We start from the raw sequence: 24513 nt of genomic DNA, 5'->3' as shown, positions 1-24513 counted from the left end.
CGCGGTTGACATGCGTTAACCGAGCGGGCCCTTTGGCGCAATTTTCCTGCGCCATGCGCCAATTTACCACATTCTGTAACGGCCATTTTACTCTATTTGACGGTGTTGTGCGGTGGCGCACAGCGGCGTAAAACGATTCGGGCAAAAGCACATCTGTCGGCGGCGACAGGGACGGCCGCAGCGAGATGCTCGGCAAGGACAAAGCCGACAGAAAGGAAGGGACAAGGGGCAATCATGCACGCGAACGAGCTTGCCGCGCTGTTGGCCAGCCACAGCCTGTTCGCCGATTGCGACAATGACGAACTGTCGGACATCATCCTGCGCGGGCATTTCGTCCGCTACCGCAAGGGGCAGGAACTGATGGGGCAGGGGGATGATGGCGACAATCTGCTGATCATCCTGACCGGATTTGCCCGGGTGAGCATGGTGGCGAGCAACGGTCACGAGATCGTGCTCGATTATGCCGAGCCTGGCTATGTCATTGGCGAGATCGCGTTTCTGGATGGCGGACCGCGCACGGCCTCGATCGAGGCGCTGACCGAAGTGACCGCGCTCTCGCTGTCGCGGCCGGCTTTCGACGAGATTGCCGAGCGGCACGTGGCTATGCCGCGACGGATGCTCAGGGTCATGGCCAAGAGGCTGCGTCAGGCGAATGACGTGATCGAGGCGGATCGGGCGTTCACTTCCGGACCCAGGCTGGCGCGCTATCTGCTGCGCCTGATGGTTTCGGGGGCGAAGGAGGGCAAGCTCAAGCTGGATCTCAGCCAGAGCGAGCTCGGCACATTCGCGGGACTGTCACGCGAGCAGATTAATCGCCAGCTTTCGGCCTGGTCGGACGCGGGGCTGATCGAGCTCGAACAGGGGCGCGTGAAGATTATCGATCGCGACACGCTGCTGGAGATTTCCGAAGCGGCCTGAACGATCAGCCAGGTGAGTTTTAGAGTTTTCCGGGGCAGGGCCAGGTTATTGCGACCCGGCCTGACCCTGCCGCCGGAAAAACCCCCGCGCCCCACGGGCGCGGGGTCCCAGTTCAGATTTTCTCCGGTGGGCGGTGCGGTAAATGCGACCCGGCCAATCCGGCCTAAGGAGAAAGCAGCGTCCTGAGCGGGCGCGGGGGGCGGGCTCGCAAGGGTCCGCCCTCTTTTTTGTTTCTGGAACTGGCGTTGTTCAGCGAGAACGCCTCTCCCTTGATGGGAGAGGCAGCGAGACTTGGCAGCTTGCTGCCTAGTTGCAGCGGTGAGGGCGTGGGTGCGGCCGGGTGCGCTGGTGCGTGACACAGGCAGAATCATCATCCGGTACCATCACCCCCAACCAACCCTCCCCCATCAAGGGGGAGGGCCTCAGAACGATAATCTGCAACAAAAAGGGTGGGCCGTTGCCGACCCACCCCGTTGCATTCTACCCTTTGGAGCCTGGCGTCAGGCCGCCTGGCTGTCGCCTTCATCCTTGGTCGAAGCCTCGACGACCTGCAGCTTGGGGGTGCCGTTGATCGCGATCTTCTTGGGCTTCATCGCTTCGGGCACTTCGCGCACCAGATCGATGGTCAGCAGGCCATCCTCCAGCGAAGCGTCGCTCACCCGCACGAAATCGGCCAGCTCGAAGCGGCGCTCGAAGTTGCGGTTGGCGATGCCCATGTGCAGGAAGTTGCCGCGCGATTCGCTCTCGGCAGCCTTGCGGCCAGACACGACCAGCAGATTCTGCTGCGCGGTAATGTCGAGCTCGTTCGGCTTGAAACCGGCAACCGCGATGGTGACGCGATAGGCGTCATCGCTGCTGCGCTCGATGTTGAACGGGGGGTAGTTATCGCCCTGTGCAGCCCGGGCCTGGTTTTCCAGCAAGTCGAACAGCCGGTCAAAGCCAACGGTGGTGCGGCGATAGGGGGTGAAATCAAAACGGTTCATCGTCAAAATCCTTTTCAAGCGATTTCAAGTGTTTGAGACCCACTTCTGCGGCGCCTCGGACATGTGACCCACCCGATTGGCGTGGCTCACATCGCAAATTTAAGCGTTCGAAATCGCGTTTCAAGATGGATTTTTGATGTGAGCCGCACACGGGCGGACCGGAGGAGCGCCTGTCTTGCGCAGACGAAAAAAGAGCGTCCGGCCCCCAAGACCCGGACGCTCTTTATCAGGTTCATATCGCGCGCTGATGCTCGTAAGCATCGCTCGCAAATCCTGAACCCTCGGTAACCGCCGCTTTCCCCAAAACGACGGAAACTATCCCCGAACCCATGGCCGTAGCCGCTTTATCCGCGTTGTCATGATTCCGTAATGCGACCTCAGGCGCTAGGGAAATTCGCGGCATGCCGTCATTTTTGATCCTTTCTGTGTTTTATGTGCAACACGCCTTCGTTCAGGGATCAGCCATTGTCAGCCTTGCATGCGCTGGTTAATGGAAAAAGCCGAGCAGCGCCGCTGATCCCCCGGATGGCGCCAGTTCCGAAAGGATCCTTCCCCCTCCATGCTGTCCACATTCGAATGGACGATCGCCAAGCGCTATCTGCTGCCCGGACGCGGTGAGGCGTTCATCTTCCTGGTCGCAGGCATCAGCCTGGTCGCGGTGGCGCTGGGCGTCGCCGCGCTGATCATCGTGATGAGCGTGATGAACGGCTTTCGCGCCGAACTGCTCGACAAGATCGTCGGACTCAACGGACACGCGGTGGTGCAGGGCTATGGCGGTCGGCTGAACGACTGGCAGGATATCCTCAAGGAAACGCGCAAGATGGACGGTGTCGTCGCCGCATCGCCGCTGATCGAGCAGCCGCTGCTGATCAATTTCGACGGGCGCGTGGAAGCGGTGCTGGTGCGCGGCACCGATGCACCCGATATCGCCGCGCTCAAGGACAAGACCGTGCTGGGCTCGGTCGCCGAGCTCAAGGCAGGCGCGTCGAAGGTCGCGCTGGGATCGCGGCTGGCGCAGAATCTGGGTGTGAGGATCGGCGACAAGATCACCATCATCAATCCGGCAGGGCGCGCGACCCCGTTCGGCACCGTTCCGCGCGAGATATTGTACGAGGTCGCTGCCATCGTCGAGATCGGCGTCTATGATTATGACAAGGCGTTCGTCATCATGCCGATCAGGGACGCGCAGCTCCTGCTGCTGCTCGGCGATCAAGTCGGCATGATCGAGGTGACGACGCGCGATGCCGACAAGGTGCGCGAGATTCTCGCGCCGCTGGAGCAGAAGCTGCGCGGCCAGGCGGTGGTCAACGACTGGCGCACGATCAACGCCTCGCTGTTTGAGGCGCTGGCGGTGGAGCGCGTCGCGATGTTCATCGTGCTGTCGATCATCATTCTGGTCGCGGTGTTCAACATCCTCTCGTCGCTGATCATGCTGGTGCGCGCCAAGACCCGCGACATCGCGATCCTGCGCACGATGGGGGCCAGCCGCAACTCGCTGCTCAAGATCTTCATCACGGTGGGGCTGATCATCGGATCGCTCGGCACGGTGACGGGGCTGGGGCTGGGCTTTGTCTTCCTCTATTTCCGGCAGAGCATCGTGCTTGCGGTCCAGTTCGTGACCGGCCAGCAGCTCTGGGACCCTTCGATCCGCTTCCTCACAGAGCTTCCCAGCCGCACCGACCCGGTCGAAGTGGGGGGGATTGCGCTGATGGCCTTGCTCTTCAGCTTCCTGGCGACGCTCTATCCCGCCTTCAAGGCGTCCTCGACCGATCCCGTGCAGGTGCTGCGCTATGAGTGATGCCGTCATCCTGCTCACCGATGTCCGCCGCAGCTTTGCGCAGGGCGGCGTCACCATCGACGTGCTCAAGGGCGTCAATCTGGCGGTCGAACCGGGCGAGATCGTCGGGCTGCTTGGTCCTTCGGGATCGGGCAAGTCGACGATGCTGCAGGCGGTGGGCCTGCTGGAGGGTGGCTTTACCGGGTCGATCCGCATCGCTGGCGAAGAGGCGGCGCAACTGAACAGCAACGGGCGCACCCGGCTGCGCAAGACGGCGCTGGGTTTCGTCTATCAGTTCCACCATCTGCTGCCCGATTTCACCGCGCGCGAGAATGTGGTGCTGCCGCAGTTGATCATGGGGCGCACCCGCGACGAGGCATCGGACCGGGCAGCGGAACTGCTTTCCCGTCTCGGGCTCGGCCAGCGGCTCGATCATCGCCCCAGCCAGCTGTCGGGCGGCGAGCAGCAGCGCGTCGCGGTCGCGCGCGCGCTTGCCAACCGGCCCAGGGTCGTGCTTGCCGACGAACCGACCGGAAATCTGGACGAGGCGACCGCCGACAGAGTGTTCGACGAGTTCCTGCATCTTGTAAGGGAAGAGGGCAGCGCGGCATTGGTGGCCACCCATAACGAACGACTGGCCACGCGCATGGACCGGGTTGTCCGCCTGCACGATGGAAGGATCGCATGACCGTTTTCGATTACACGATGCCGCTGCCCGATGGCAGCTCCAAGCCGCTTTCCGATTATCAGGGCCAGGTTCTGCTGATCGTCAACACGGCCTCCAAATGCGGGTTCACGCCGCAATATGAAGGGCTCGAGGCGCTGCATCGCGAATACAAGGATCGCGGGTTCGAGGTGCTGGGCTTTCCGTGCAACCAGTTCGGCGCGCAGGAGCCGGGCGATGCCGAAGAGATCAAGAACTTCTGCTCGCTCACCTATGACGTGACCTTCCCGCTTTCTGCCAAGATCGCGGTCAATGGCGAGGAAGCCGATCCGCTGTGGAAGTATCTCAAGAGCCAGCAGGCCGGGCTGATGGGCAGCCGCGCGATCAAGTGGAATTTCACCAAGTTCCTGATCGATCGCAAGGGCAATGTCGTCGCGCGCTACGGTTCGATGGTGAAGCCCGAGCAATTGAAGGCGGATATCGAGAAGCTGCTGTAACGCTGCACGTGCGCAGGTCGAAAATTTTGCTATAGCCCCGTCATTCCCGCGAAGGCGGGAATCCCGCTTTCTCATATTCTTGAGTAGAAGCGGGACCCCCGCCTGCGCGGGGGTGACGTGGAACAATGACCTGACAGCAAGGACACCGCACCCATGATCGACGCCATCAGCACCTGGGCCAATGGACTGGGCGCGCAATATGGCGTCAATCCGGTGATCTTCGCGACCATCTATATCGGCGCGATCCCGCTGTTCCTGGCCAGCATCGCCTGGCTGGTGCGTAACGCCCGCGCGGGCAAGCCGACGGTGCTGCCGGTCATGTGCGCGGGCGCCTGTTTCGTCTCGGCCTATGTCTATCTCGCCATTGCCGGGCGCAACATTCCGGTCTGGGTGTGGATCTTCCTCGCGGTGCTGATCCTCTACGGCATCTGGTCGACGGTGCGCGACGTGCGGCGCAAGATCGCCGCGAAAGACTTATCCACTGGCGAGTAAGCGCCCCGGTTTTCGAATCGCGGGGCAAACGGTAGCGTTTTCCCATGGCCTATGAACCCTTCGTCCCGCTGCGCGTGTTCAGCGCCTATACGATGCTCGAAGGAGCGATCGAGCCCAAGGCGATCGCCAAGACCGCGCATGCGCGCGGCTTTCCCGCAATCGCGCTGGCCGACCGCAACGGGCTCTATGCGGGCATGGCCTTTGCCGATGGCTGTTTCGATGCAGGCATCCAGCCGATCGTCGGCACGCTGCTGTGCGTCGCGCGACCCGGCAGCAACCCGGCCTCGCCCACGCTCGACTGGCTGGCGCTCTATGCGCAGAACGAGAAGGGCTATGACAATCTGTGCGATCTCGTCTCGCACGCGCATCTCGACCGCCCGCTCGAACTGCCTGCGCATGTGCCGTTCGACCGGCTGGAGGGACGCACCGATGGCGTGATCGCGCTGACCGCAGCGGGCGAGGGGGCTTTGGTCAAGCTGCTCGCCGCCGGACAGCAGGATGAAGCCGAACGCTATTGCGACCAGCTCCAGAGCCTGTTTGGCGACCGCTTGTATATCGAGCTGTGCCGCCGCGGAGAGGAGATCGAGACGCTGGCGGAAAACGCGCTGCTCGACCTGGCCTATGCGCGCCATCTGCCGCTCGTCGCGACCAACCCGGCCTGTTATGCCGATCCGGGCTTTCACGCCGCGCATGATGCGATGCTGTGCATCGCGCGCGGCGAATATGTTGGCGCTGCCAATCGTGACCGCAGCTCGCCCGAGGCGTGGATCAAGTCCGCCCCGATGATGCGCGAGCTGTTCAGCGACCTGCCCGAAGCCCTGGTCAACACGCTCGTCGTTGCGCAGCGCTGTGCCTATGCGCCGCCCAAGCGCAAGCCGATCCTGCCCAGCCTGGCGGGCGATCTCGAGGGCGAAGCGGCGCAGCTGCGCGCCGATGCGTTTGCCGGGCTGGAAAAGCGGCTCGAGGCCTATCCCGACCTGACCGAGGAAGAGCGCAAGGCCTATTTCGACCGTCTTGAATTCGAGGTCAATGTCATCGTCGGCATGGGCTTTCCCGGCTATTTCCTGATCGTGGCCGATTTCATCAAATGGGCCAAGGATCACAATATCCCGGTGGGGCCGGGGCGTGGATCGGGCGCAGGCTCGGCGGTCGCCTGGGCGCTGACGATTACCGATCTCGATCCGATCAAGCTTGGCCTGCTGTTCGAACGCTTCCTCAACCCCGAGCGCGTGTCGATGCCCGACTTCGATATCGACTTCTGCGAAACGCGGCGCGGCGAGGTGATCCGCTATGTGCAGGCGAAATACGGCCGCGATCATGTCGCGCAGATCATCACCTTCGGAAAGCTGAAGGCGCGCGCGGTGCTGCGCGATACGGGCCGCGTGCTGCAGATGGGCTATGGCCGCATCGATGGCCTGTGCAAGCTCGTCCCCAACCACCCGACCGACCCGTGGAAGCTCGACCGCGCGCTGGCCGGGGTGGATGAACTGCGCAACCAGTATCGCGATGACGCCGAGGTCAAGACGCTGTTCGACCTCGCCATGCAGCTCGAAGGCCTGCCGCGCCACAGCTCGACCCATGCTGCCGGGGTCGTCATCGGCGACCGTCCGCTGGCGCAACTCGTGCCGCTGTACCGCGATCCGCGTTCGGACATGCCGGTGACGCAGTTCGACATGAAATATGTCGAGACGGCAGGGCTGGTGAAATTCGACTTTCTCGGCCTCAAGACGCTCTCGGTGTTGCACAAGGCGGTCGAGATGCTGGCGAAACGCGGCGTCGAGGTCGATCTGTCGCGCCTGCCCTGGGACGATGCCAAGACCTACGAGTTGCTCAAGCGCGGCGATACCGTCGGGGTGTTCCAGCTCGAATCCGAAGGCATGCGCCGCACGCTCGCGCAGGTGAAGCCGACCGCGTTCGGCGACATTATCGCGCTCGTCTCGCTCTACCGTCCGGGCCCGATGGACAATATCCCGAGCTTCGGCGCGCGCAAGAACGGCCGCGAACCGATCACCTATCCGCACCCGCTGCTCGAGGATATCCTGAAGGAGACCTACGGCATCATCGTCTATCAGGAACAGGTGATGCAGGCCGCGCAGGTTCTCGCGGGCTATTCGCTGGGTGACGCAGACCTGCTGCGCCGCGCGATGGGCAAGAAGATCCAGGCGGAGATGGACAAGCAGCGCGGCCGCTTCGTCGAGGGTGCCGCGAAGAACGACATCGATGCCAAGAAGGCCAATGAGCTGTTCGATTTGATCGACAAGTTCGCAGGCTATGGCTTCAACAAGTCGCACGCGGCGGCCTATGCGCTGCTCGCGTACCAGACGGCCTGGCTCAAGGCGCACCACCCGCACGAGTTCTTCGCTGCCTCGATGTGCTTCGACATGCACCAGAGCGACAAGCTTGCGATTTTCGTCGACGATATGCGCCGTCTGGGGATCGCCTGCCTGCCGCCGTGCATCAACGCGAGCGAGGCCGAGTTCTCGGTCGAGCAGACGGCAGACGGCCTCGCGGTGCGTTATGCGCTCGCGGGGCTCAAGAATGTCGGCGAAAAGGCGATGGAGGGCGTGGTCGCGACGCGCCTAGCGGGCGGGCCGTTCAAGTCGCTGGGCGATCTCGCCGACCGGATCGACGCGGGGGCCGTCAACAAGCGCCAGATCGAAAGCCTTGCCGCAGCGGGCGCGTTCGACGGGCTGGGGCTCGAGCGTTCGGTCGTGCATGCCTCGGCCGATACGGTCATGGCAGTTGCCGCCGAGGCGCAGCGCCAGCGCACCAGCGGGCAGGGCGGGCTGTTCGGCGATGTCCAGCAGCCGGGCCAGTCGCTGCGTCTGGCGCCCGCCAAGCCCTGGGCGATGGGCGAGAAGATGACCTATGAGCGCGAGGCGTTCGGCTTCTTCTTCTCCGCGCATCCGGTGACCGAATTTGCCGCGACCGCCAAGGCACAGGGCGCGCGGCCCTATCAGCTGCTGGTCGACACGCTCGAGGTGCGCGTCGGCGAGCGCAAGACCGCCAAGGTCGCCGCTTTGGTCGAAGGCTGCAACCGGCGGCAGTCCAAGCGCGGCAGCACCTTCGTGATGGTCGACCTGTCGGATGAATCCGGCCAGTTCTCGGCAAGCTCGTTCGATGACGAGATCGTCGCTTCGATGCCCGAATGGGCGGCGCAATCGGCCTGTCTGCTGATCGAGCTCGAATTCGACCGTTCGAGCGAGGAACAGGCCCCGCGCGCGACCATCCGCCGGGCGCGGCCGCTCGACCAGATCAAGGTCGTGCTGCGGCATCGTGCGCATATTGATGTCCATCATCCCGATGCGCTGTCGCGGCTCGCCGAATTGCTCGGGCCAGCCGGAAGCGGGCAGGACGAACTGCATGCGCGGCTGATCATGGGCGAGGGACGGGTGATGCCGGTGTGCCTGGGCAACCGCTTCCGGCTCGATGGCGAAACGCAGGCTGCGCTGCGCCTGGTTGAGGGGCTGAACGTCCGCGATATCGAACAGCTTGCCGCCGGACGCCCGGAATTGCGCCTCGTCAGTTGACTTGATCGCCGCTTCGGGCTTTCTCATCCAGGTCAAACCGGCTCCCTGCGAGAGCCTCAAGATCTGGGAGAGAATGATGATCGTTGGCGGAATGCAGGATTATGAATTGCGCGTGATGCGGCTGCTCGACCATGCCGAGCGCGAGAGCGGCACGCGTGAAATCGTCACCCGCTGGGCGGACGGCGGCCAGACCCGGACCCATTGGGCAGGGATTGCCCGCGACGCGCGTCGGCTGGCGAGCGCGCTGGTGAAGCTGGGCCTGCAGCCCGGCGACCGCGTCGCGACGCTCGCGATGAATCACAGCCGCCATCTCGTCGCCTGGTATGGCGCGATCGGCATGGGCGGGGTGATCCACACCATCAACCCGCGCCTGTTCGAGGAGCAGCTCGAATATATCGCCAACCATGCCGAGGATAAGGTGCTGTGCTATGACGCAGCATTCCAGCCGATCATCGACAAGATGAAGAGCCGCTGGACGACGATCGAGCATTATGTCTGTTTCGATCCGCCCGCCGGATCGGACGTGCAAGGCTTCGAGGCGCTGCTCGACACCGGCGACGAAGGCTATCGCTGGCACGAAGGGTCGGAGCGCGATCCGTGCATGCTCTGCTATACCTCGGGCACCACGGGCAATCCCAAGGGCGTGCTGTACGAGCACCGCTCAACCGTGATCCATGCCCTGGCCGAGATGCAGCCGGCGGTGTTCAGCCTGTCGCCGCAATCGGTGGCGCTGCCCGTCGTGCCGATGTTCCATGCGGCCGCCTGGGGCCTGCCCTTTGCCGGCGCGGCAGCGGGGATCAAGTTCGTCTTTTCCGCCGTCAACGATCCTGCCGTGCTGTGCGACCTGATGAACACCGAAAAGGTCACGCATTCCGCAGGTGTGCCCACCGTGTGGCTGGCGATGTTCCAGCATATCGACACCACGGGGCAGAAGCCCGAATATCTGCAGGTGGTCACCATCGGCGGGTCGGCGGCGCCGCGGGCGATGTGCGAGCGGATCATGAAGATGGGCGCGCGGATGAACCATGCCTGGGGTATGACCGAAACCTCGCCGATCGGCACGATGGGCGCGCCGTCGCCCGATTGGGACGATCTCGATTTCGAGGCGCAGCTCGATCTGGTCACGAAGCAGGGCCGCGTGCCGTTCGGCGTCGAACTTCGCGTGGTCGATGACGAGGGCAACGTGCTGCCGCGCGACGGCAAGTCGAGCGGCCGGCTCCAGATCAAGGGGCCGTGGATCATCAAGCGCTATTTCAAGGCGGAAGCCGACGCACTCACCGAGGACGGCTGGTTCGACACCGGCGACGTTTCGGTCATCCATCCCGATGGCGTGATGCAGATTACCGACCGCGCCAAGGACGTGATCAAGTCGGGCGGCGAATGGATCAGCTCGGTCGATCTGGAGAATGCGGCGGTCGGCATGCCCGATGTCGCCGAAGCCGCCGCGATCGGTCTGCCGCACCCGAAATGGGACGAGCGCCCGCTGCTGCTGGTGGTGCCCAAGCCCGGCACCAGCCCGAGCAAGGACGCGATTCTGGCGCACCTGTCGGCGCATGTCGCCAAATGGTGGCTGCCCGACGACATCGTGTTCGTCGAATCGCTGCCGCACAGCGCGACCGGAAAGCTGCTGAAAACGGCGCTGCGCGACCAGTTCAGGGACCACGTGTTGCCGACGGTTTGAGAGACTGCTTGCAAAACGCCTCTCCCTTGATGGGAGAGGCAGCGAGGCTTGGCGACGCAGGAGCCTAGCCGCAGCGGTGAGGGTGATGGTGCGGCCGGGTCAAGTTGGCTCGATTACGCATCTTTGCACGATTTGGAGAAATCACCCCCACCCAACCCTCCCCCATCAAGGGGGAGGGCTTTTGGTACGCGGACGCCTGGTTTAGAAGCTGAATCGCGCCGAGACGCGGAAGTCGCGGCCGCCCAAGGGCGCGAAGTCCTTGGTGAAGCTGGCGGCGCGGCGGCCGACCACGTCGAAGATGTTGTTCGCCGATGCAATCAGTGTCACGCCGCGCGAAGCGCCGAACGGCTTCCACGAGGCGCTGGCATTGACCAGCGTGAACCCTTCGGTCGGCGTCTCGAAATTGGCATTGCGTTCCTGATCGTCGAACCATTCGACCTCGGCGCGCACGTTCAGCGTGTCGCTCTGTGCTTCCAGCCCGCCGAGCAGGCGCAGCGGCGGGATGCGCGGTACCGGGCCCAGGCCGTCGAGCGAGGCATGGACATAGTCGGCGACGCCATCGGCGATGAACTTGAAGCCGCCCGCGCGCGCGAAGACCACCGAGGCTTCGGCTTCCAGGCCATAATATTTCGCATCGTTCTGGATGAACTGGAAGACGGGCAGCTCGTCTTCTTCTTCGCCGGTCGGCACGTCGATGATGAAGTCATCGAACCGGTTGTAGAAGCCGGTGAGCGAGAGGTTCACGTCCGGGGTCGAATAGCGGATATAGGCTTCGCCGCCCCAGCTCTTTTCGGTCGTGAAATTCGGGTTGCCGATCTCGAAGGCTTGTGTGGCGATATGCGGTCCGTTGGAGAACAGCTCTTCGGCCGCAGGCGCGCGCTGGGCGCGGTTGAGGTTGACGCCGAGCTTCAATTGGTCGGTCGGGAGATAGGCGAGACCCGCCGCGAACGAATAGGAGTTGAACCGCCGCTCGACGCCGACATCCTGCGACTTTACCACGACACGGTCGAAGCGGCCTGCGCCCTCGAGTTCGATCTTGCCCAGCCGCACTTCCTGCAGCGTGAAGATGCCGACCTGATCGGTGGTGTTGGGCGGAACAAAGGCTTCCGCGCCGATCGCGCTGAAATCGCGATGCACATATTGCACGCCGCTCGCGCCGCGCCAGCCGCCGCGTTCGCGCTGGACCAGCTCGAGCCGGGATTCGATGCCGTTGTTGCGGAACACGGTGCCGACCTCGTCGCCCTCGAACTCGGTCTGCTTGAAATCGGCATAGGCCGCTCGCAGGCGCAGTGCCTCGAAAAAGCCGGGCAGATCGACTTGGCCGCGGAAATCGACCTTGAACTGGTCAAGGCCGATGGTGACGGGGCCCTCTTCCCCCTCGCCGCCAGCACCTTCCTCTTCACCATGATGGTGACCGGCGCCGGGGCGTTCGGGAACGCCGTACAGGCTGTTGTAATAACTGCCCGAAATACCGAAGCTGCCACCTTCGCCGATATAGGCAAGGCCCGCGCCAAGACTGTAGGTTTCGGTGCCGGTATTGGGGATGCGGCCGCGCAGGCCGGCCAGTTCCTCGGCTTCAGCTGCGTCCTCCAGATTGCCCTCGGCGCGCTCTTCCGCAGCCTCTTCAAGTTGCTCGGCGCGAAGACCGGGCGACAGCACGAAGCCGCCCACGCGCAGGTCGTCGGACTTGCGGTAGCTACCATCGAGGTGGAGCACCAGCTTCGAGGTCAGCGGAACATCGAGGCTCGCGCCGATGCTGCGCTCGTCCGCAGCCGATCCGTACGTGGCGAGTGCGTCGAGATGGAACGGCTCTTCGGGCACCTCGCGCGGGATGCGCTTGTCGATGGCGTTGACCGCGCCGCCGACCGCCTGGCCGCCGAACAGCAGCACGGCAGGGCCGCGAAGCACCTCGACCCGGTCGAGGATGATCGGCTCGACCGTTACGCCATGGTCCGGCGAGGTGTTCGACACGTCGATCGTGCCGATGCCGTCGGTGAGCACGCGGATGCGCTCGCCCTGGAAGCCGCGCAGCACCGGGCGCGAGGCACCGGGTGAGAAGCTGGTCGCCGAGACGCCGGGCAGCTTGGTCAGTGCGTCGCCGATCTGCGCGCGCGCCTCGCGCGCCAGAGTGTCGCCCGAAAGCTCGGACGTGCCGGCCAGGATGCTGAGATCGCGGACGAATGGCGCGGTGACGATGATCCCGCCGCTCTTGTGGAAGTCATCATCTTCCTGTGCGGTTTCCTCGGCTTGAGCGGCCTGCTGTGCCAGGGCGGGAAGCGGGGCAAGCAGCGCGGTAGCGAGCGAAAGCGACGAGGTAACGGTGAGAAGCGTGCGACGCATGTTCTGTTATGCTCCCTGGGGACTCTGAAAAAGGAAGAAAGGCTGCCGTTGACCGGCAATCCGGTGTCCGCTGCCCTTGCGCTATGGGCCTTGCCATGCACCCGGAACCGCGGAGTCGGAGGGGCGGCTAGCACTCGTGTAATGTTATATCAATCGCTATTTGACCAGGATATGACAGTTTGCGACGGGTTGCTCGTGAAGATGCGGTCGGGCAGAAAGACGGGCGAAGCGGCTGCAAGGGCCGTCATCGCGCGAGGACCCGAAAGATGAGCCAAGAGACCGCCGCCGAAGCCCTGATCCCGGCGCCTGAGGATGCACAGACCTGGTGCACGCCGACGCAGTATGCGGAACTCTATGCAGCGTCGCTGCGCGATCCGGACGGATTCTGGGCGCTGCAGGCGGATCGCATCGACTGGAGTTCGAGACCGACGCATATCAACCGCTCGAGCTTCGATCCGGTCCGCATCCGCTGGTATGACGATGGCGAGCTGAACCTGTGCTACAACGCGGTCGACCGCCATGTGCTGGCGGGGCATGGCGCCGACACCGCGTTGATCTGGGAAGGCGACACCCCCGGCGATGTCCGCTCGCTGAGCTATGATGCGCTGCTCGCCGAGGTGCAGCGCTTCGCCAGCTCCCTGACGGCGCTCGGCGTGGTCAAGGGCGACCGGGTGACCATCTACATGCCGATGGTGCTCGAAGGCGCGATCGCGATGCTCGCCTGCGCGCGCATCGGCGCGATCCATTCTGTGGTGTTCGGCGGTTTCTCGCCCGAGGCGCTTGCCGGGAGGATCGAGGATTGCGCGAGCCGCTTCATCGTCACTGCCGATGCGGGAATGCGCGGAGGCAAGACGGTGCCGCTCAAGGCCAATGTCGACGCCGCGCTCACCGATCACGGGATCAGCGTGGATGCAGTGCTGGTCGTGCGTCATACCGGGGCCGAAATCGCGATGACCGAGGGGCGCGACCACTGGTATCACGAATTATCGGCGACCGTGCCCGCGACCTGCCCGTGCGAACCGATGGCGGCGGAGGACCCGTTGTTCATCCTCTATACCTCGGGCTCCACCGGCAAGCCCAAGGGCGTACTCCACACCACCGGCGGCTATGCCGTCTGGGTCGCGACGACCTTTCATTATGCCTTCGATTACCGCCCCGGCGAGGTCTATTGGTGCACCGCCGATATCGGCTGGGTCACCGGGCACAGCTATTCGGTCTATGGCCCGCTGCTCAACCGCGCGACCAGCCTGCTGTTCGAAGGCGTGCCCAACCATCCCGATCACAGCCGTTTCTGGGACATGTGCGAGCGGCATGGCGTCAACATCTTCTACACCGCGCCCACCGCGATCCGCGCGCTGATGCGCGAGGGCGAAGCGCCGGTGGAGAAGCACGACCTGAGCGCCTTGCGGCTGATCGGGTCGGTCGGCGAACCGATCAATCCCGAGGCCTGGCGCTGGTACCGGCGCACCGTGGGCAAGGACGCCATCCCGGTGATCGATACCTGGTGGCAGACCGAGACCGGCGGCATCATGATCACGACGCTGCCTTGCGCGCATGCGATGCGGCCGGGCAGCGCGGGCCTGCCGTTCTTCGGCATCCGGCCCGAACTGGTCGATGCCGATGGCAATATCCTGGACGGCGCGACAGAAGGGAATCTGTGCATCGCCGCCTCCTGGCCCGGCCAGGCGCGCACCGTCTATGGCGATCACGAGCGTTTCGTGCAGACCTATTTCAGCACCTATAAGGGCAAATATTTCACAGGCGATGGCTGCAAGCGCGATGAAGACGGTTATTACCGCATCACCGGCCGCGTGGACGATGTCATCAACGTCTCGGGCCATCGCATGGGCACGGCCGAGGTCGAAAGCGCGCTGGTGCTGCACCCGCGCGTTGCCGAAGCTGCTGTGGTCGGCTTTCCGCACGACATCAAGGGGCAGGGCATCTATTGCTATGTCACGCTGAACGTCGGCGAGGAGGCCGACGAAGCGCTGGCCGGGGAGCTGAAGGCACTGGTGCGCAAGGAGATCGGCCCGATCGCCACGCCCGACCATCTGCATTTCACGCCGGCGCTGCCCAAGACGCGCAGCGGCAAGATCATGCGGCGCATCCTGCGCAAGATCGCGGAGAACGAGTTCGGTTCGCTCGGCGATACCAGCACGCTTGCCGACCCTTCCGTGGTCGACGCGCTGATTGCCGGACGCGGTTCGGTCTAAGGGCCGAGCAGCGCCACCGGCCAGGCGGCAAGCGCCATCAGCGTGCCGAGCGGGAAGCGGGTGGCGGCGTCGAGATCATGGCCGCGCCGCTGCAGCACCAGCGCGACGGCAAGCCCGAGGCCGCTGGCGATCAGCAGCACGAGTGGCAGCGCCTGCCAGCCGAGCCACAGCCCGATTGCTCCGAGCAGCAGCGGATCACCGCCGCCTAGCCCCTCGCGCCCGCGCGTCAACCGATAGAGCAGCGCGATCAGCCAAAGCCCGACGAAACCCGCGCCTGCGCCGATCAGGCGGCTGCTCCAGTCGGGCGCGATGCCGCATGCTGCGCTCGCCAGTCCGCCCAGCGCCAGCGCAGCGGTGAGCGGCTGCGGCAGCCAGTACTGGCGCAGATCGAGCAGCGCGAGCGGCAGCAGCAGCCAGCCCAACGCGGCGATGGCCAGGCCCTGCGCCCCGGGATGCAGCGTCAGCGACACCGCACCAATCGCCGCGGCACCAAGCTCGATCGCCAGGCTTTGCCAGCCGATCCGTGCGCCGCATGCTGCACATTGTCCGCGCAGCAAAAGATAGGACAGGACGGGTACGAGCTGCCATGGCTTGAGCTGCGCACCGCAAGCATCGCATTGCGACCGCCCGGTCAGGATCGATCGCCCCGCGGACCAGCGCACCACCAGTGCGCCGATAAAGCTGCCGAAGATTGCGCCAAGGATTGCCGCTGCAAGGGGCGCGATCACCGGATGGTCGAGCAGCGGCGCATACATAACGAAATTGGCCCAATGCCGGGGATCGGCAGCGCCCTTGCGCATAGCGGCTCGCCCCGAGACAGGCCAAGCGCTTTGTACTCCAAGCCTCTTGCAATCGCGCTGGCCCTAGGGGAAGGCGCTTTCACCACATTCGAAAAGGGACTCATGCCATGACCGCATTTTCCGCCGCCGATCCCGTCGTCATCGTCTCCTATGCGCGCACGCCGATGGGCAGCTTCCAGGGTTCGCTCTCGGGCGCCAGCGCCACCGATCTCGGCGCGACTGCCGTCAAGGCGGCGGTCGAGCGGGCTGGGGTTTCGGGCGATGCGATCGAGCGCATCTATATGGGTTGCGTGCTGCCGGCTGGGCTAGGCCAGGCCCCGGCGCGCCAGGCCGCGCTCAAGGCCGGCCTGCCGCAATCGGTCGAGGCGACCACGGTCAACAAGATGTGCGGGAGCGGCATGCAGGCGACGATCATGGGGGCAGAGGCGCTGGCCTCGGGCTCGGTCGATCTGCTGGTGGCAGGTGGTATGGAGAGCATGACCAATGCGCCCTATCTGCTCACCAAGCATCGCGGCGGCGCGCGCATTGGCCATGACCGGGTGATGGATCACATGTTCCTTGACGGACTCGAGGACGCGTATGAACCCGGCCGCGCGATGGGCAGCTTTGCCGAGGAAACCGCAGGCGAATATCAGTTCACCCGCCAGGACCAGGACGATTATGCCATCGCCTCGCTGACCCGCGCACAGAAGGCGCAGAGCTCGGGCGGCTTCGACCGCGAGATCGTCCCCGTCGAGATCACCGGTCGCAAGGGCACCGAGACGATCGACAAGGACGAACAGCCGCTCAAGGGCGACGCGTCGAAGATCCCGAGCCTGAAGCCGGCGTTTGCCAAGGACGGCACGATCACCGCTGCCAATGCCTCGTCGATCTCCGACGGTGCAGCGGCGCTGGTTCTGACCCGCCAGAGCGTGGCCGACAGGCTGGGCCTCAAGCCCGTCGCGCGGATCGTGTCGCACGCCGCCCACGCGCACGCGCCGGCGCGCTTCACCACCGCGCCGGTCGATGCCAGCCGCAAGGCGCTGGAAAAGGCGGGCTGGAGCGTCGACGATGTCGACCTGTTCGAGGTCAACGAGGCGTTCGCCTGCGTGTCGATGATCGCGATGCGCGACCTCGGCATCCCGCACGACAAGATCAACGTGCATGGCGGCGCGACCGCACTTGGCCACCCGATCGGCGCGAGCGGTGCGCGAATCATCGCCACGCTGGTTTCCGCCCTGCAGACACATGGCGGCAAGCGCGGTCTCGCATCGCTCTGCATCGGCGGCGGCGAGGCGACGGCGGTTGCGGTCGAGCTGATCTGATCCCCTGAAGCCCGGCCTGTCAGCAGGGCAGGCCGGGGCTTTTGTAAGGCCGGATTGACAAGCCTGCCCAAATCCAGCAATTGCGCATCCAGATGGTTCCTCCCTTAGCCGGGGGGCGAAGAGGGAAGCCGGTGCAAATCCGGCGCTGTGCCCGCAACTGTCAGTCGGGAGCCGACGGCCACTATGTCACTGGGAGCGATCCCGGGAAGACGGCCCGAGGCGATGATCGACGAGCCAGGAGACCTGCCATCGCGTCGTTCATCCGGGGGCCGGGTCCAGCCTGTTCGGATGGGAAAGTTTTTTCCTTCGTAACGACATGCCACAGGCCATAGTCGCGTCCGGGAGCGATCCCGGCGGGCCTTAATGTCGTTCATCTGCCCTTCCGCTTCGGCGGCGGCTGGGGCTGAGGGAAAACCGTGTCCAAATTCATCCGCAGTTTCACCGTGTCCGCGCTTGCTCTGGCCGTGGCCACGCCGCTCCATGCGCAGTCTGCCACCGACGACCAGGACGACGATATCGTCGTCTCCGCCAGTCGCATCGTCCAGAAGCGGAGCGAGACCGGCCAGTCGATCACCGTGGTCGACAAGGCCGAGCTCGACCGCCGCCAGACCCAGGTGCTGAGCGACGTGCTGCAGACGCTGCCCGGCATCAGCGTTGCGCGCAACGGCGGCCCCGGCGGTACAACCAGCGTGTTCATCCGCGGCGGCGACAGCTCGCAGACTCTGGTGCTGGTCGATGGCGTGCGCATCAATGATCCGTCATCGCCCTCGGGCGCGTTCGATTTCAGCTCGATCCTGACCGGCAATATCGGGTCGGTCGAGGTGTTGCGTGGACCCAATTCGGTGATCTGGGGCAGCCAGGCGATCGGCGGCGTCATCAACATCACCACGATCGAGCCGAGCGAGGGGCTGCAGGCCAATGCGCGCGGCGAATATGGCTATCGCGACACCGGCCAACTGGTCGCCAGCGTGTCGGGCAAGACCGGAATCGTTTCGGGAAGTCTCGGCGGGAGCTATTTCCGCACCGATGGCATCAGCGCTTCGGATGAGCGCAATGGTGCCACCGAGAAGGACGGGTTCAAGAACCTGACGCTCAACGGCAAGCTGCGCGTCGCGTTCAGCGATGCGATCAGCCTCGATCTGCGCGGCTTCTATACCGATGGCGAGGCCGAATTCGATAACCCGCCTGCCGATACACTGCCCGTGACCGACAGCCGCCAGTTCGTCGGCTATGCCGGGCTGAACGTGGCGCTGTTCAACGGTCGTTTCCGCAACCGCATCGCCTATACCCGCACCGACATCAAGCGCGTGACCACCGATCCGACACCCGGATCGTTCAACCCCGCGCGCGCCAAGGGCACGCTCGACCGGTTCGAATATCAGGGCGTGGCCGACGTGGCCGATGCGCTGACGCTGGTGTTCGGCGTCGAGCACGAGCAGAGCGAGGCGAGCACCTTCTTCCCCTCGTTCAACACTGCGCCCGATGTCAGTGACGTGCACATGACCAGCTATTACGGCCAGGCCATCGTGCGACCGCTCAAGGGGCTGACCGTCACCGGCGGGGTGCGCGTCGACGACCAGCAGGTGTTCGGCAGCAAGACCAGCCTGGGCGGCAATATCGCCTATACGCCCAATGACGGCGATACCGTGATCCGCGCGACCTATGCCGAGGGTTTCCGCGCCCCGGCGCTCAGCGAGCAACTCGCCGCATTCGGCAATCCCGATCTGCGCCCCGAAACAGCGCGCAGCTATGATGCGGGGATCGAACAGTCGCTGATCGACGGCAAGCTCCGCGCGCAGGCGACCTGGTTCCGCCGCAATACCGAGGACCTTATCGTCTTTTCTTCGGCGACGTTCAGCCTCGAGAATATTGCGGCGGCGCGGGCGCAAGGCGTGGAGCTTGGCCTGTGGATGCAGCCGGTGCCCAATTTCACCGTGCAGGCACAGTACAGCCTGGTCGATACCGAGAACCGCTCGCGCGAAGCGGACTTTTCGGGCCGGGTCAATTTCGGAAACCGGCTCGCGCGGCGCGCCAAGGACAGCGCCTCGGTGCTTGTCGACTGGAAATCCCCCTGGGGGCCGGCGCTGGGCGCGACCTTCCTGATGGTCGGCGACACGTTCGACGATGTCGCCAACACCGTGCGGCTCGACAGCTATGTCCGCGTCGATCTGCGCGCTAGCTGGAGCATCTCGGACAATCTGGAAGTCTATGGCCGGGTCGAAAACCTGTTTGACGAGGCGTACCAGACCGCGTTCAATTATGGCGTGCCCGGACGTGCGGGCTATGCGGGGGTCAGGTTGAAGATGTGATGTCAAGGGTTCTCCCCCCTTTCTCCGTTTGTCCCGAGCGAAGTCGAGGGACGTGCGCGCATCGGTTGTGCAAGGTCCCTCGACACGCTCGGGACAAACGGTTGGGGGTGGGCGCTTTGTTGCTCGCCATGTGCAGCATCCTCACCGCCTGCTCGCTGGGCAAGGCCGCGACACCCGCACCACTCGAACCTCCGGTTCGGGCGATGCGGGTCGTGAGCCTCGATTATTGCGCGGATCAATATGTGCTGAAACTTCTCGGACGGGAGCGCATTCTCGCGCTCTCGCCCGATGCCACGCGCGATTTCTCGTATATGCGCGAGACGGCAAAAGGCATGCCCAAGGTTGCCCCGCGCGCCGAGGACGTGCTGGTGCTCAAGCCCGATCTGGTCGTGCGCAGCTATGGTGGCGGTGCGGACGCGGGTGCGTTCTTCGCGCGCGCCGGGGTGCCGGTGTTGCAGCTGGGCTATGCCGAGGATTTGGCGGGCGTGCGGCGCGTGCTGATCGAGACCGCCGGACAGCTGGGCGAGCGGGCGCGGGGCGAGCGGATCGCCCGCGAGATGGATGCGCGGGTGGCTGCACTTAGACACCCATATCCGTTTGTCCCGAGCGAAGTCGAGGGACGTGATCGCCCAGGGTTGCGCGCAGGTCCCTCGACTTCGCTCGGGAACGCGGAGAGGATGAATAAAAAAGGCGGCCCAACCCTGCTCTATGCCACCCCCGGCGGGGTCACCACCGGACCCGGATCGCTGATCCATGAACTCATCGAACTCGCCGGATACCGCAATTTCCAGACCGAGCCCGGCTGGCAACCGCTGCCGCTCGAGCGGCTGGCCTATGAAAAGCCTGATCGCGTCGCGGTCGCCTGGTTCGGACGGCGCGACTACAATCCCGATCAGTGGAGTGCGGCACGGCATCCGTTGATGCGCACGGCGAGCGAACATCCAATCATCGGGCTTGAAGGCGCATGGACCGCGTGCGGCGGCTGGTTCGTGCTCGACGCCGCCGAGGCGATGGCGCGGGCCAGAGGCGCACAGCTATGACCCGCACACGCTGGCTGATCCCAGGACTGGTCGTCGGGATCGTGATCGCGCTGGTCGCGGCCTGTCTGCTTGGATCTGTCCCGCTGCCGCCCGCGCGCATGGCGGCGGCTTTGCTGGGCATGGGCGAGCCGGGCGACATGCTCGTCGTGTGGCAGGTACGGCTGCCGCGGGCGCTCGCGGCGCTGGTCGCAGGCGGCGCATTGGGGCTGAGCGGCGCGGCGCTGCAAGGCCTGCTCCGCAATCCGCTGGCAGAGCCCGGCGTGCTCGGCGTTTCCGCGATGGCGGCGCTGTTTGCGACCGTGGCGCTGTTTTACGGGCTTGCAGCCCTCATGCCGTTCGCGCTGCCGCTGGCGGCGATTGCCGGCGCGCTGGCGGCGACCGCGATCATCGCCTGGGCGGCGCCGCGTACCCGGTCGGTGGTGACGCTGATTCTGGTCGGGGTCGGCATTTCCAGCTTCTCGGGGGCGATCATGTCGCTGCTGATGAACCTTGCTCCCAACCCGTTCACGCTGGCCGATATGGTCACCTGGATGATGGGGTCGGTCGCCAATCGCAGCCTCGATGATCTCGCGCTCAGCGCCCCGTTCATTGCTGCCGGGGCAGCGCTGCTGATAGCGGCGCGGCGCGGGCTGACAGCACTGGCGCTGGGTGAGGAAGCGGCGGCCGGCGTCGGGCTTGATGTCGCGCGCCAGCGGATGCTGGTCGTGCTCGGCGCAGGGCTGGCGACCGGCGGCGCAGTGGCGCTGGCGGGCGCGATCGGCTTTGTCGGCATTGTCGCGCCGCATCTGGTGCGCCCCTGGGTCGGGCACGATCCCGCGCGCGTGCTGGTGCCGAGCGCGCTGCTCTCCGGGCTGATCCTGATCCTCGCGGATATCACGGTGCGGATTATCCCCGGCGATACCGAGCTCAAACTCGGCGTGGTCGCCGCCTTGATCGGCGCGCCGGTGTTCGTGATGATCGCGATCCGGCGGGGAGCGGTACGATGAGCGAGGCGGGTCTGAACGTCACCGAGGCGAGCCTTTCGATCAGAGGAGCGAGCTTGCTCAATCAGGCTTCGCTGGCGCTGAATCCCGGCGAACTCGTGATTCTGCTCGGCCCCAATGGCGCGGGCAAGACCAGCCTGTTGCGCGTCGCGCTGGGCCTGGCGCGCGCCGATAGCGGCATGGCCACGCTGGCGGGACGAGACCCTGGCGTTCTGACCCCGACCGAGCGTGCGCGCGCTGTGACCTATCTCCCGCAGATGCGCGATCTCGCCTGGCCGATCCGGGTGCGCGATGTGGTCGCGCTTGGCCGCTTCGCTTATGGTGCGGCGCCTGCCAGGCTGGCCGAGGCGGACACCATTGCAGTCGCGCATGCGCTCGCGGCCTGCGATCTTCTGGCGCTGGCGAACCGCGCCACCGATACGCTGTCCGGCGGCGAACTGGCGCGGGTGCATATCGCCCGCGCGCTCGCCTCGCAGGCCCCGCTGATGGTCGCCGACGAGCCCGTCGCCTCGCTCGATCCGCGCCATCAGCATCAGGTGATGCGGCTGATCCGCAGCTTTGTCGATCGCGGCGGCGGTGCGCTGGTCGTGCTGCACGATCTCGATCTGGCCGCGCTGTTTGCCGATCGGCTGGTCTGGATGAGCGAAGGCCGCACGCTCGCCAGCGGTAGCGTCGCCGAGACGATGACCCCGCACTGGATCGAGGCGATTTATGGCATCCACGCCACTGTCACCCAGAGCGATGGCGCGATCCGGGTGCTGGTGGGCCGATAAGCGGCGTCAGTCGAGCCCCAGCTTGCGCAGCGCGCGATAGCCGTAGGATTTCACCAGATTGTTGACCGGATAGCGGCGCGGCGGCGAGGGGCGGAAGCCATATTTGCGCAGCACGCTGTTCATCGCATGCGCGTCGGTTTCGGCATAGCTCCACTCCGAACGCCAAGTGATCGACAGCGAGATCGAGGGCTTGTCGCCATTGCGCACATAATGCGGTGCCATCACCGGCACGAAGATCGCCTGGCCGGGTTCTAGCCGATAGTCGGTGCCGTGCGGCGCAAAGCCATCGTCCCAGGGCAGGTTGCGCGGGCCGCCGCCCGAATGATAGGCCTCATGCGCTTCCGGCGCGGCAAAGCGCGGGTCGCCTGCCGGGAACACCGTCATCGTCTTGGTGCCGCGCAGCTGCAGCAGGATGTTGTGCTCGGGATCGAAATGATAGGGCGTCATCGATCCGGGCGAAGAGACGAAGATGAAGCCTTCGGGCCGCAGCATGGCTCCGGTGGTCTTGTCGGTGACGTCGCGCAGCTCGGCGAGCAGGCTCATCAGAAGGTCGCGATAGGCGGGCACCTGCTCGATATTCTTGAGCACGCACCAGCTGTTGGCGCTGTCGATGCCGCGGATCGTCTCGCCGATGCTGAGGCCGGTCTTGGGCACGTCTTCGGGGCGGATGCCGATGGGCAGGTCGCCGCGATTATACTCGAGCGATTTCTCCGGCAACGCCTCGCCCAGTTGCGCGAGCGATTCCAGCTCCATCAGCGGATGCTGCAACAGCCCGTGGTTAAGGATATGCGCGGTTTCCGGATAGCACAGCGCGAAGCGTGCCTTGGCATCGTCGGTGAATACGCTCCCGGTGGTGGTCCGGGAAAAACCGGCGGGGTGCGGCTGGTCAGTCATCGTCATTCTCCATCGGAGAGGAAGGGGCAGGCGCCGGGGCGCTGGCCGCGCGGCGGCGGTCCATGAAGCGTTCGCCCTGGCGGAAGGCGGCAAACAGAGCAGGGCGGCCAAAGCCCCTGAGGCCGACCGAAACACGCGCGACATGCCGACGTTCGGCCCAGAGACTGTCGATCATCGGATGGCCTTCGGCGGCGCAGCTGTCCATCCAGGCGAGATCATGGTCGCGCAATATGTCGAGATTGTCGATCTGCAACAGCACGCCGGGCGAATAGCGCGCAAAATCCTCATCGAACGCGGTCTTGAACGAGAAGCCGCCCGGCGGGCTGAGGAAATTGACCAGCATCGCCAGCGGCTTGCCGTCGAGCCGCATTGCGATCAGGTGCAGCTTGCCCGCTTCATGCGCGCGGTGCGTCGCATCGAGGAACAGCGCACGCGTTTCGGGATGGTCGGCGAGCGCCGAGCCGTTGCGACCCTTCCAGCCCGCCTGTTCGAGCGCGAGAAACTCGGCCAGCCAGGCATCGAGCCCGGCATCGCCTGTACCCTGAACGGTCTCGACCGTACCGAGTTCGGCGAGCCGGTTGCGCAGACGTGCGATTTCCTTGCGCTTCTTCTTGCGCACCACCGCCTCGTAATAGGCCTGCCCTGCCATGGTGGTGGCGAGCATCGCGCGTTCTTCGGCGAGCACAATGTCGCATGCGCGGCGCTGATCGCGACAGAGCTGTTCGAGCGCCGCGAAGACCGGGCCGTCGGTGGCAATGCCGTGCAGATGGAGGAACAGCCCGGCGTCCATCCGACCGTCGAGATCCGAAAGCAGCGCCTGCCAGAAGCCGCGTTCGTGCCCCGGCTTCACCAGCGGCGTGCCGAGAAAGCAATTGGGATGCCGCCAGTTCTGGCCGTGCGGCACCGGCCATCGTCCGTAATAAGGTTCGCGCGCGATCGGCATCAGTCCGACGAGCTGGCCGTTATCGGTCAGCGCAGCGATCCGCGCGCGCTTGAGCGCATCGCAATGCTGGATCGCGGGAACAAGATAGTCCGGGGCATGAAAAAAATTGGGTTCGCTCGCGTGATCGGCGAGGCGGTGCCAGGCGGACAGGAACGCAGGATCGAGCCTCACAGGATCGAGCAGGGCGACTCGCAAGGCCGGAGCCGCCTGTGCGGCGCCGGGCGATCCAGCCATGACAAGGCCTTGATCCATGCCGTATTCGCGTTCCTGCATCAGCCTGCGACGATCGCGGCCCCCCGCAGATGCTATAGGCAGCGAATGCAAAACAACAGCTTAAGTGAAATGGTTAACCCGTTAAGCGCGCCGCTTCAT

The 24513-nt window shown here is 64.9% G+C and carries 18 protein-coding genes and 1 riboswitch; of the genes, 13 read left to right on the top strand and 5 right to left on the bottom strand.

What is annotated here, in order from left to right; genetic code table 11:
* Nucleotides 1-234: 234 nt before the first annotated feature.
* The gene (locus AX725_RS13550; protein ID WP_060979024.1) at nt 235-918 is read left to right on the top strand and encodes a Crp/Fnr family transcriptional regulator; all 684 of its coding nucleotides are present in this window, start codon (nt 235-237) and stop codon (nt 916-918) included.
* A 500-nt stretch (nt 919-1418) separates the two neighbouring features.
* On the opposite strand, the gene AX725_RS13545 is transcribed toward AX725_RS13550, so the two are convergent.
* Nucleotides 1419-1901: an Hsp20 family protein gene (locus AX725_RS13545; RefSeq protein ID WP_066044440.1), complete on the bottom strand. Its 483-nt coding sequence runs from the start codon at nt 1899-1901 to the stop codon at nt 1419-1421.
* Nucleotides 1902-2460: 559 nt separating this feature from the next.
* Here AX725_RS13545 and AX725_RS13540 point away from each other — a divergent pair.
* The 6 genes from AX725_RS13540 (at nt 2461) to AX725_RS13515 (ending at nt 10542) form a co-directional block, all read left to right on the top strand.
* Nucleotides 2461-3699, top strand: a complete 1239-nt coding sequence (locus AX725_RS13540) for a lipoprotein-releasing ABC transporter permease subunit (protein WP_060980302.1) — start codon at nt 2461-2463, stop codon at nt 3697-3699.
* Nucleotides 3692-4366, top strand: coding sequence for an ABC transporter ATP-binding protein (locus AX725_RS13535; protein WP_060980301.1), 675 nt, complete (start codon nt 3692-3694; stop codon nt 4364-4366). Before AX725_RS13540 ends, AX725_RS13535 begins: the two co-directional genes overlap by 8 nt.
* On the top strand, nt 4363-4839 hold the full coding sequence (locus AX725_RS13530) for a glutathione peroxidase (RefSeq protein WP_066114749.1): 477 nt from the start codon (nt 4363-4365) through the stop codon (nt 4837-4839). Before AX725_RS13535 ends, AX725_RS13530 begins: the two co-directional genes overlap by 4 nt.
* A gap of 153 nt (nt 4840-4992) precedes the next feature.
* A complete protein-coding gene (locus tag AX725_RS13525; protein WP_060980299.1) occupies nt 4993-5331 on the top strand; it encodes a hypothetical protein in 339 nt (112 codons plus the stop codon).
* 44 nt (nt 5332-5375) lie between these two features.
* Nucleotides 5376-8861 carry a DNA polymerase III subunit alpha gene (gene dnaE / locus AX725_RS13520; RefSeq protein WP_066114750.1) on the top strand — a complete coding sequence of 1162 codons (3486 nt, stop codon included), beginning with the start codon at nt 5376-5378 and terminating at the stop codon, nt 8859-8861.
* Nucleotides 8862-8934: 73 nt separating this feature from the next.
* Entirely contained in the window at nt 8935-10542 is a 1608-nt protein-coding gene (locus tag AX725_RS13515; RefSeq protein WP_099046577.1) for a long-chain fatty acid--CoA ligase, read from the top strand.
* Between the two features lie 201 nt (nt 10543-10743).
* Here the strand turns inward: AX725_RS13515 and AX725_RS13510 are convergent, their stop codons facing one another.
* Nucleotides 10744-12882, bottom strand: coding sequence for a TonB-dependent receptor (locus AX725_RS13510; protein WP_066044438.1), 2139 nt, complete (start codon nt 12880-12882; stop codon nt 10744-10746).
* 266 nt (nt 12883-13148) lie between these two features.
* On the opposite strand from AX725_RS13510, the gene acs reads away from it, so the two are divergent.
* Complete coding sequence (gene acs / locus AX725_RS13505; protein ID WP_060980296.1) at nt 13149-15095, top strand: acetate--CoA ligase; 1947 nt, start codon at nt 13149-13151, stop codon at nt 15093-15095.
* Here acs and AX725_RS13500 read toward each other — a convergent pair.
* Nucleotides 15092-15895, bottom strand: coding sequence for a prepilin peptidase (locus AX725_RS13500; RefSeq protein ID WP_208598133.1), 804 nt, complete (start codon nt 15893-15895; stop codon nt 15092-15094). The genes acs and AX725_RS13500 overlap by 4 nt on opposite strands.
* A 107-nt stretch (nt 15896-16002) precedes the next feature.
* Between AX725_RS13500 and AX725_RS13495 the strand changes: the two genes are divergently transcribed.
* The 5 genes from AX725_RS13495 (at nt 16003) to AX725_RS13475 (ending at nt 22304) form a co-directional block, all read left to right on the top strand.
* Entirely contained in the window at nt 16003-17199 is a 1197-nt protein-coding gene (locus tag AX725_RS13495; protein ID WP_060980295.1) for a thiolase family protein, read from the top strand.
* Between the two features lie 76 nt (nt 17200-17275).
* A riboswitch (cobalamin riboswitch) is annotated at nt 17276-17464 on the top strand.
* A 151-nt stretch (nt 17465-17615) separates the two neighbouring features.
* Complete coding sequence (locus AX725_RS13490; protein ID WP_060980294.1) at nt 17616-19508, top strand: TonB-dependent receptor plug domain-containing protein; 1893 nt, start codon at nt 17616-17618, stop codon at nt 19506-19508.
* Between the two features lie 107 nt (nt 19509-19615).
* A complete protein-coding gene (locus AX725_RS13485; protein ID WP_208598132.1) occupies nt 19616-20548 on the top strand; it encodes an ABC transporter substrate-binding protein in 933 nt (310 codons plus the stop codon).
* Nucleotides 20545-21534 carry a FecCD family ABC transporter permease gene (locus AX725_RS13480; RefSeq protein ID WP_060980292.1) on the top strand — a complete coding sequence of 330 codons (990 nt, stop codon included), beginning with the start codon at nt 20545-20547 and terminating at the stop codon, nt 21532-21534. Before AX725_RS13485 ends, AX725_RS13480 begins: the two co-directional genes overlap by 4 nt.
* A complete protein-coding gene (locus AX725_RS13475; RefSeq protein WP_060980291.1) occupies nt 21531-22304 on the top strand; it encodes an ABC transporter ATP-binding protein in 774 nt (257 codons plus the stop codon). The genes AX725_RS13480 and AX725_RS13475 overlap by 4 nt, the downstream gene beginning before the upstream one ends.
* A gap of 6 nt (nt 22305-22310) precedes the next feature.
* Here AX725_RS13475 and AX725_RS13470 read toward each other — a convergent pair whose 3' ends face one another.
* Both AX725_RS13470 and AX725_RS13465 read right to left on the bottom strand, forming a co-directional pair.
* Nucleotides 22311-23198, bottom strand: a complete 888-nt coding sequence (locus AX725_RS13470) for a cupin-like domain-containing protein (RefSeq protein WP_060980303.1) — start codon at nt 23196-23198, stop codon at nt 22311-22313.
* The gene (locus AX725_RS13465; protein ID WP_157759188.1) at nt 23191-24393 is read right to left on the bottom strand and encodes a GNAT family N-acetyltransferase; all 1203 of its coding nucleotides are present in this window, start codon (nt 24391-24393) and stop codon (nt 23191-23193) included. The genes AX725_RS13470 and AX725_RS13465 overlap by 8 nt, the downstream gene beginning before the upstream one ends.
* Nucleotides 24394-24513: the final 120 nt, after the last annotated feature.

Source organism: Blastomonas sp. CCH9-A1 (assembly GCF_001557175.1).
Lineage (GTDB): Bacteria > Pseudomonadota > Alphaproteobacteria > Sphingomonadales > Sphingomonadaceae > Blastomonas > Blastomonas delafieldii_A.
Note: the sequence above shows the minus strand (reverse complement) of the source record. Positions and strands in the feature narration are given on the sequence as shown.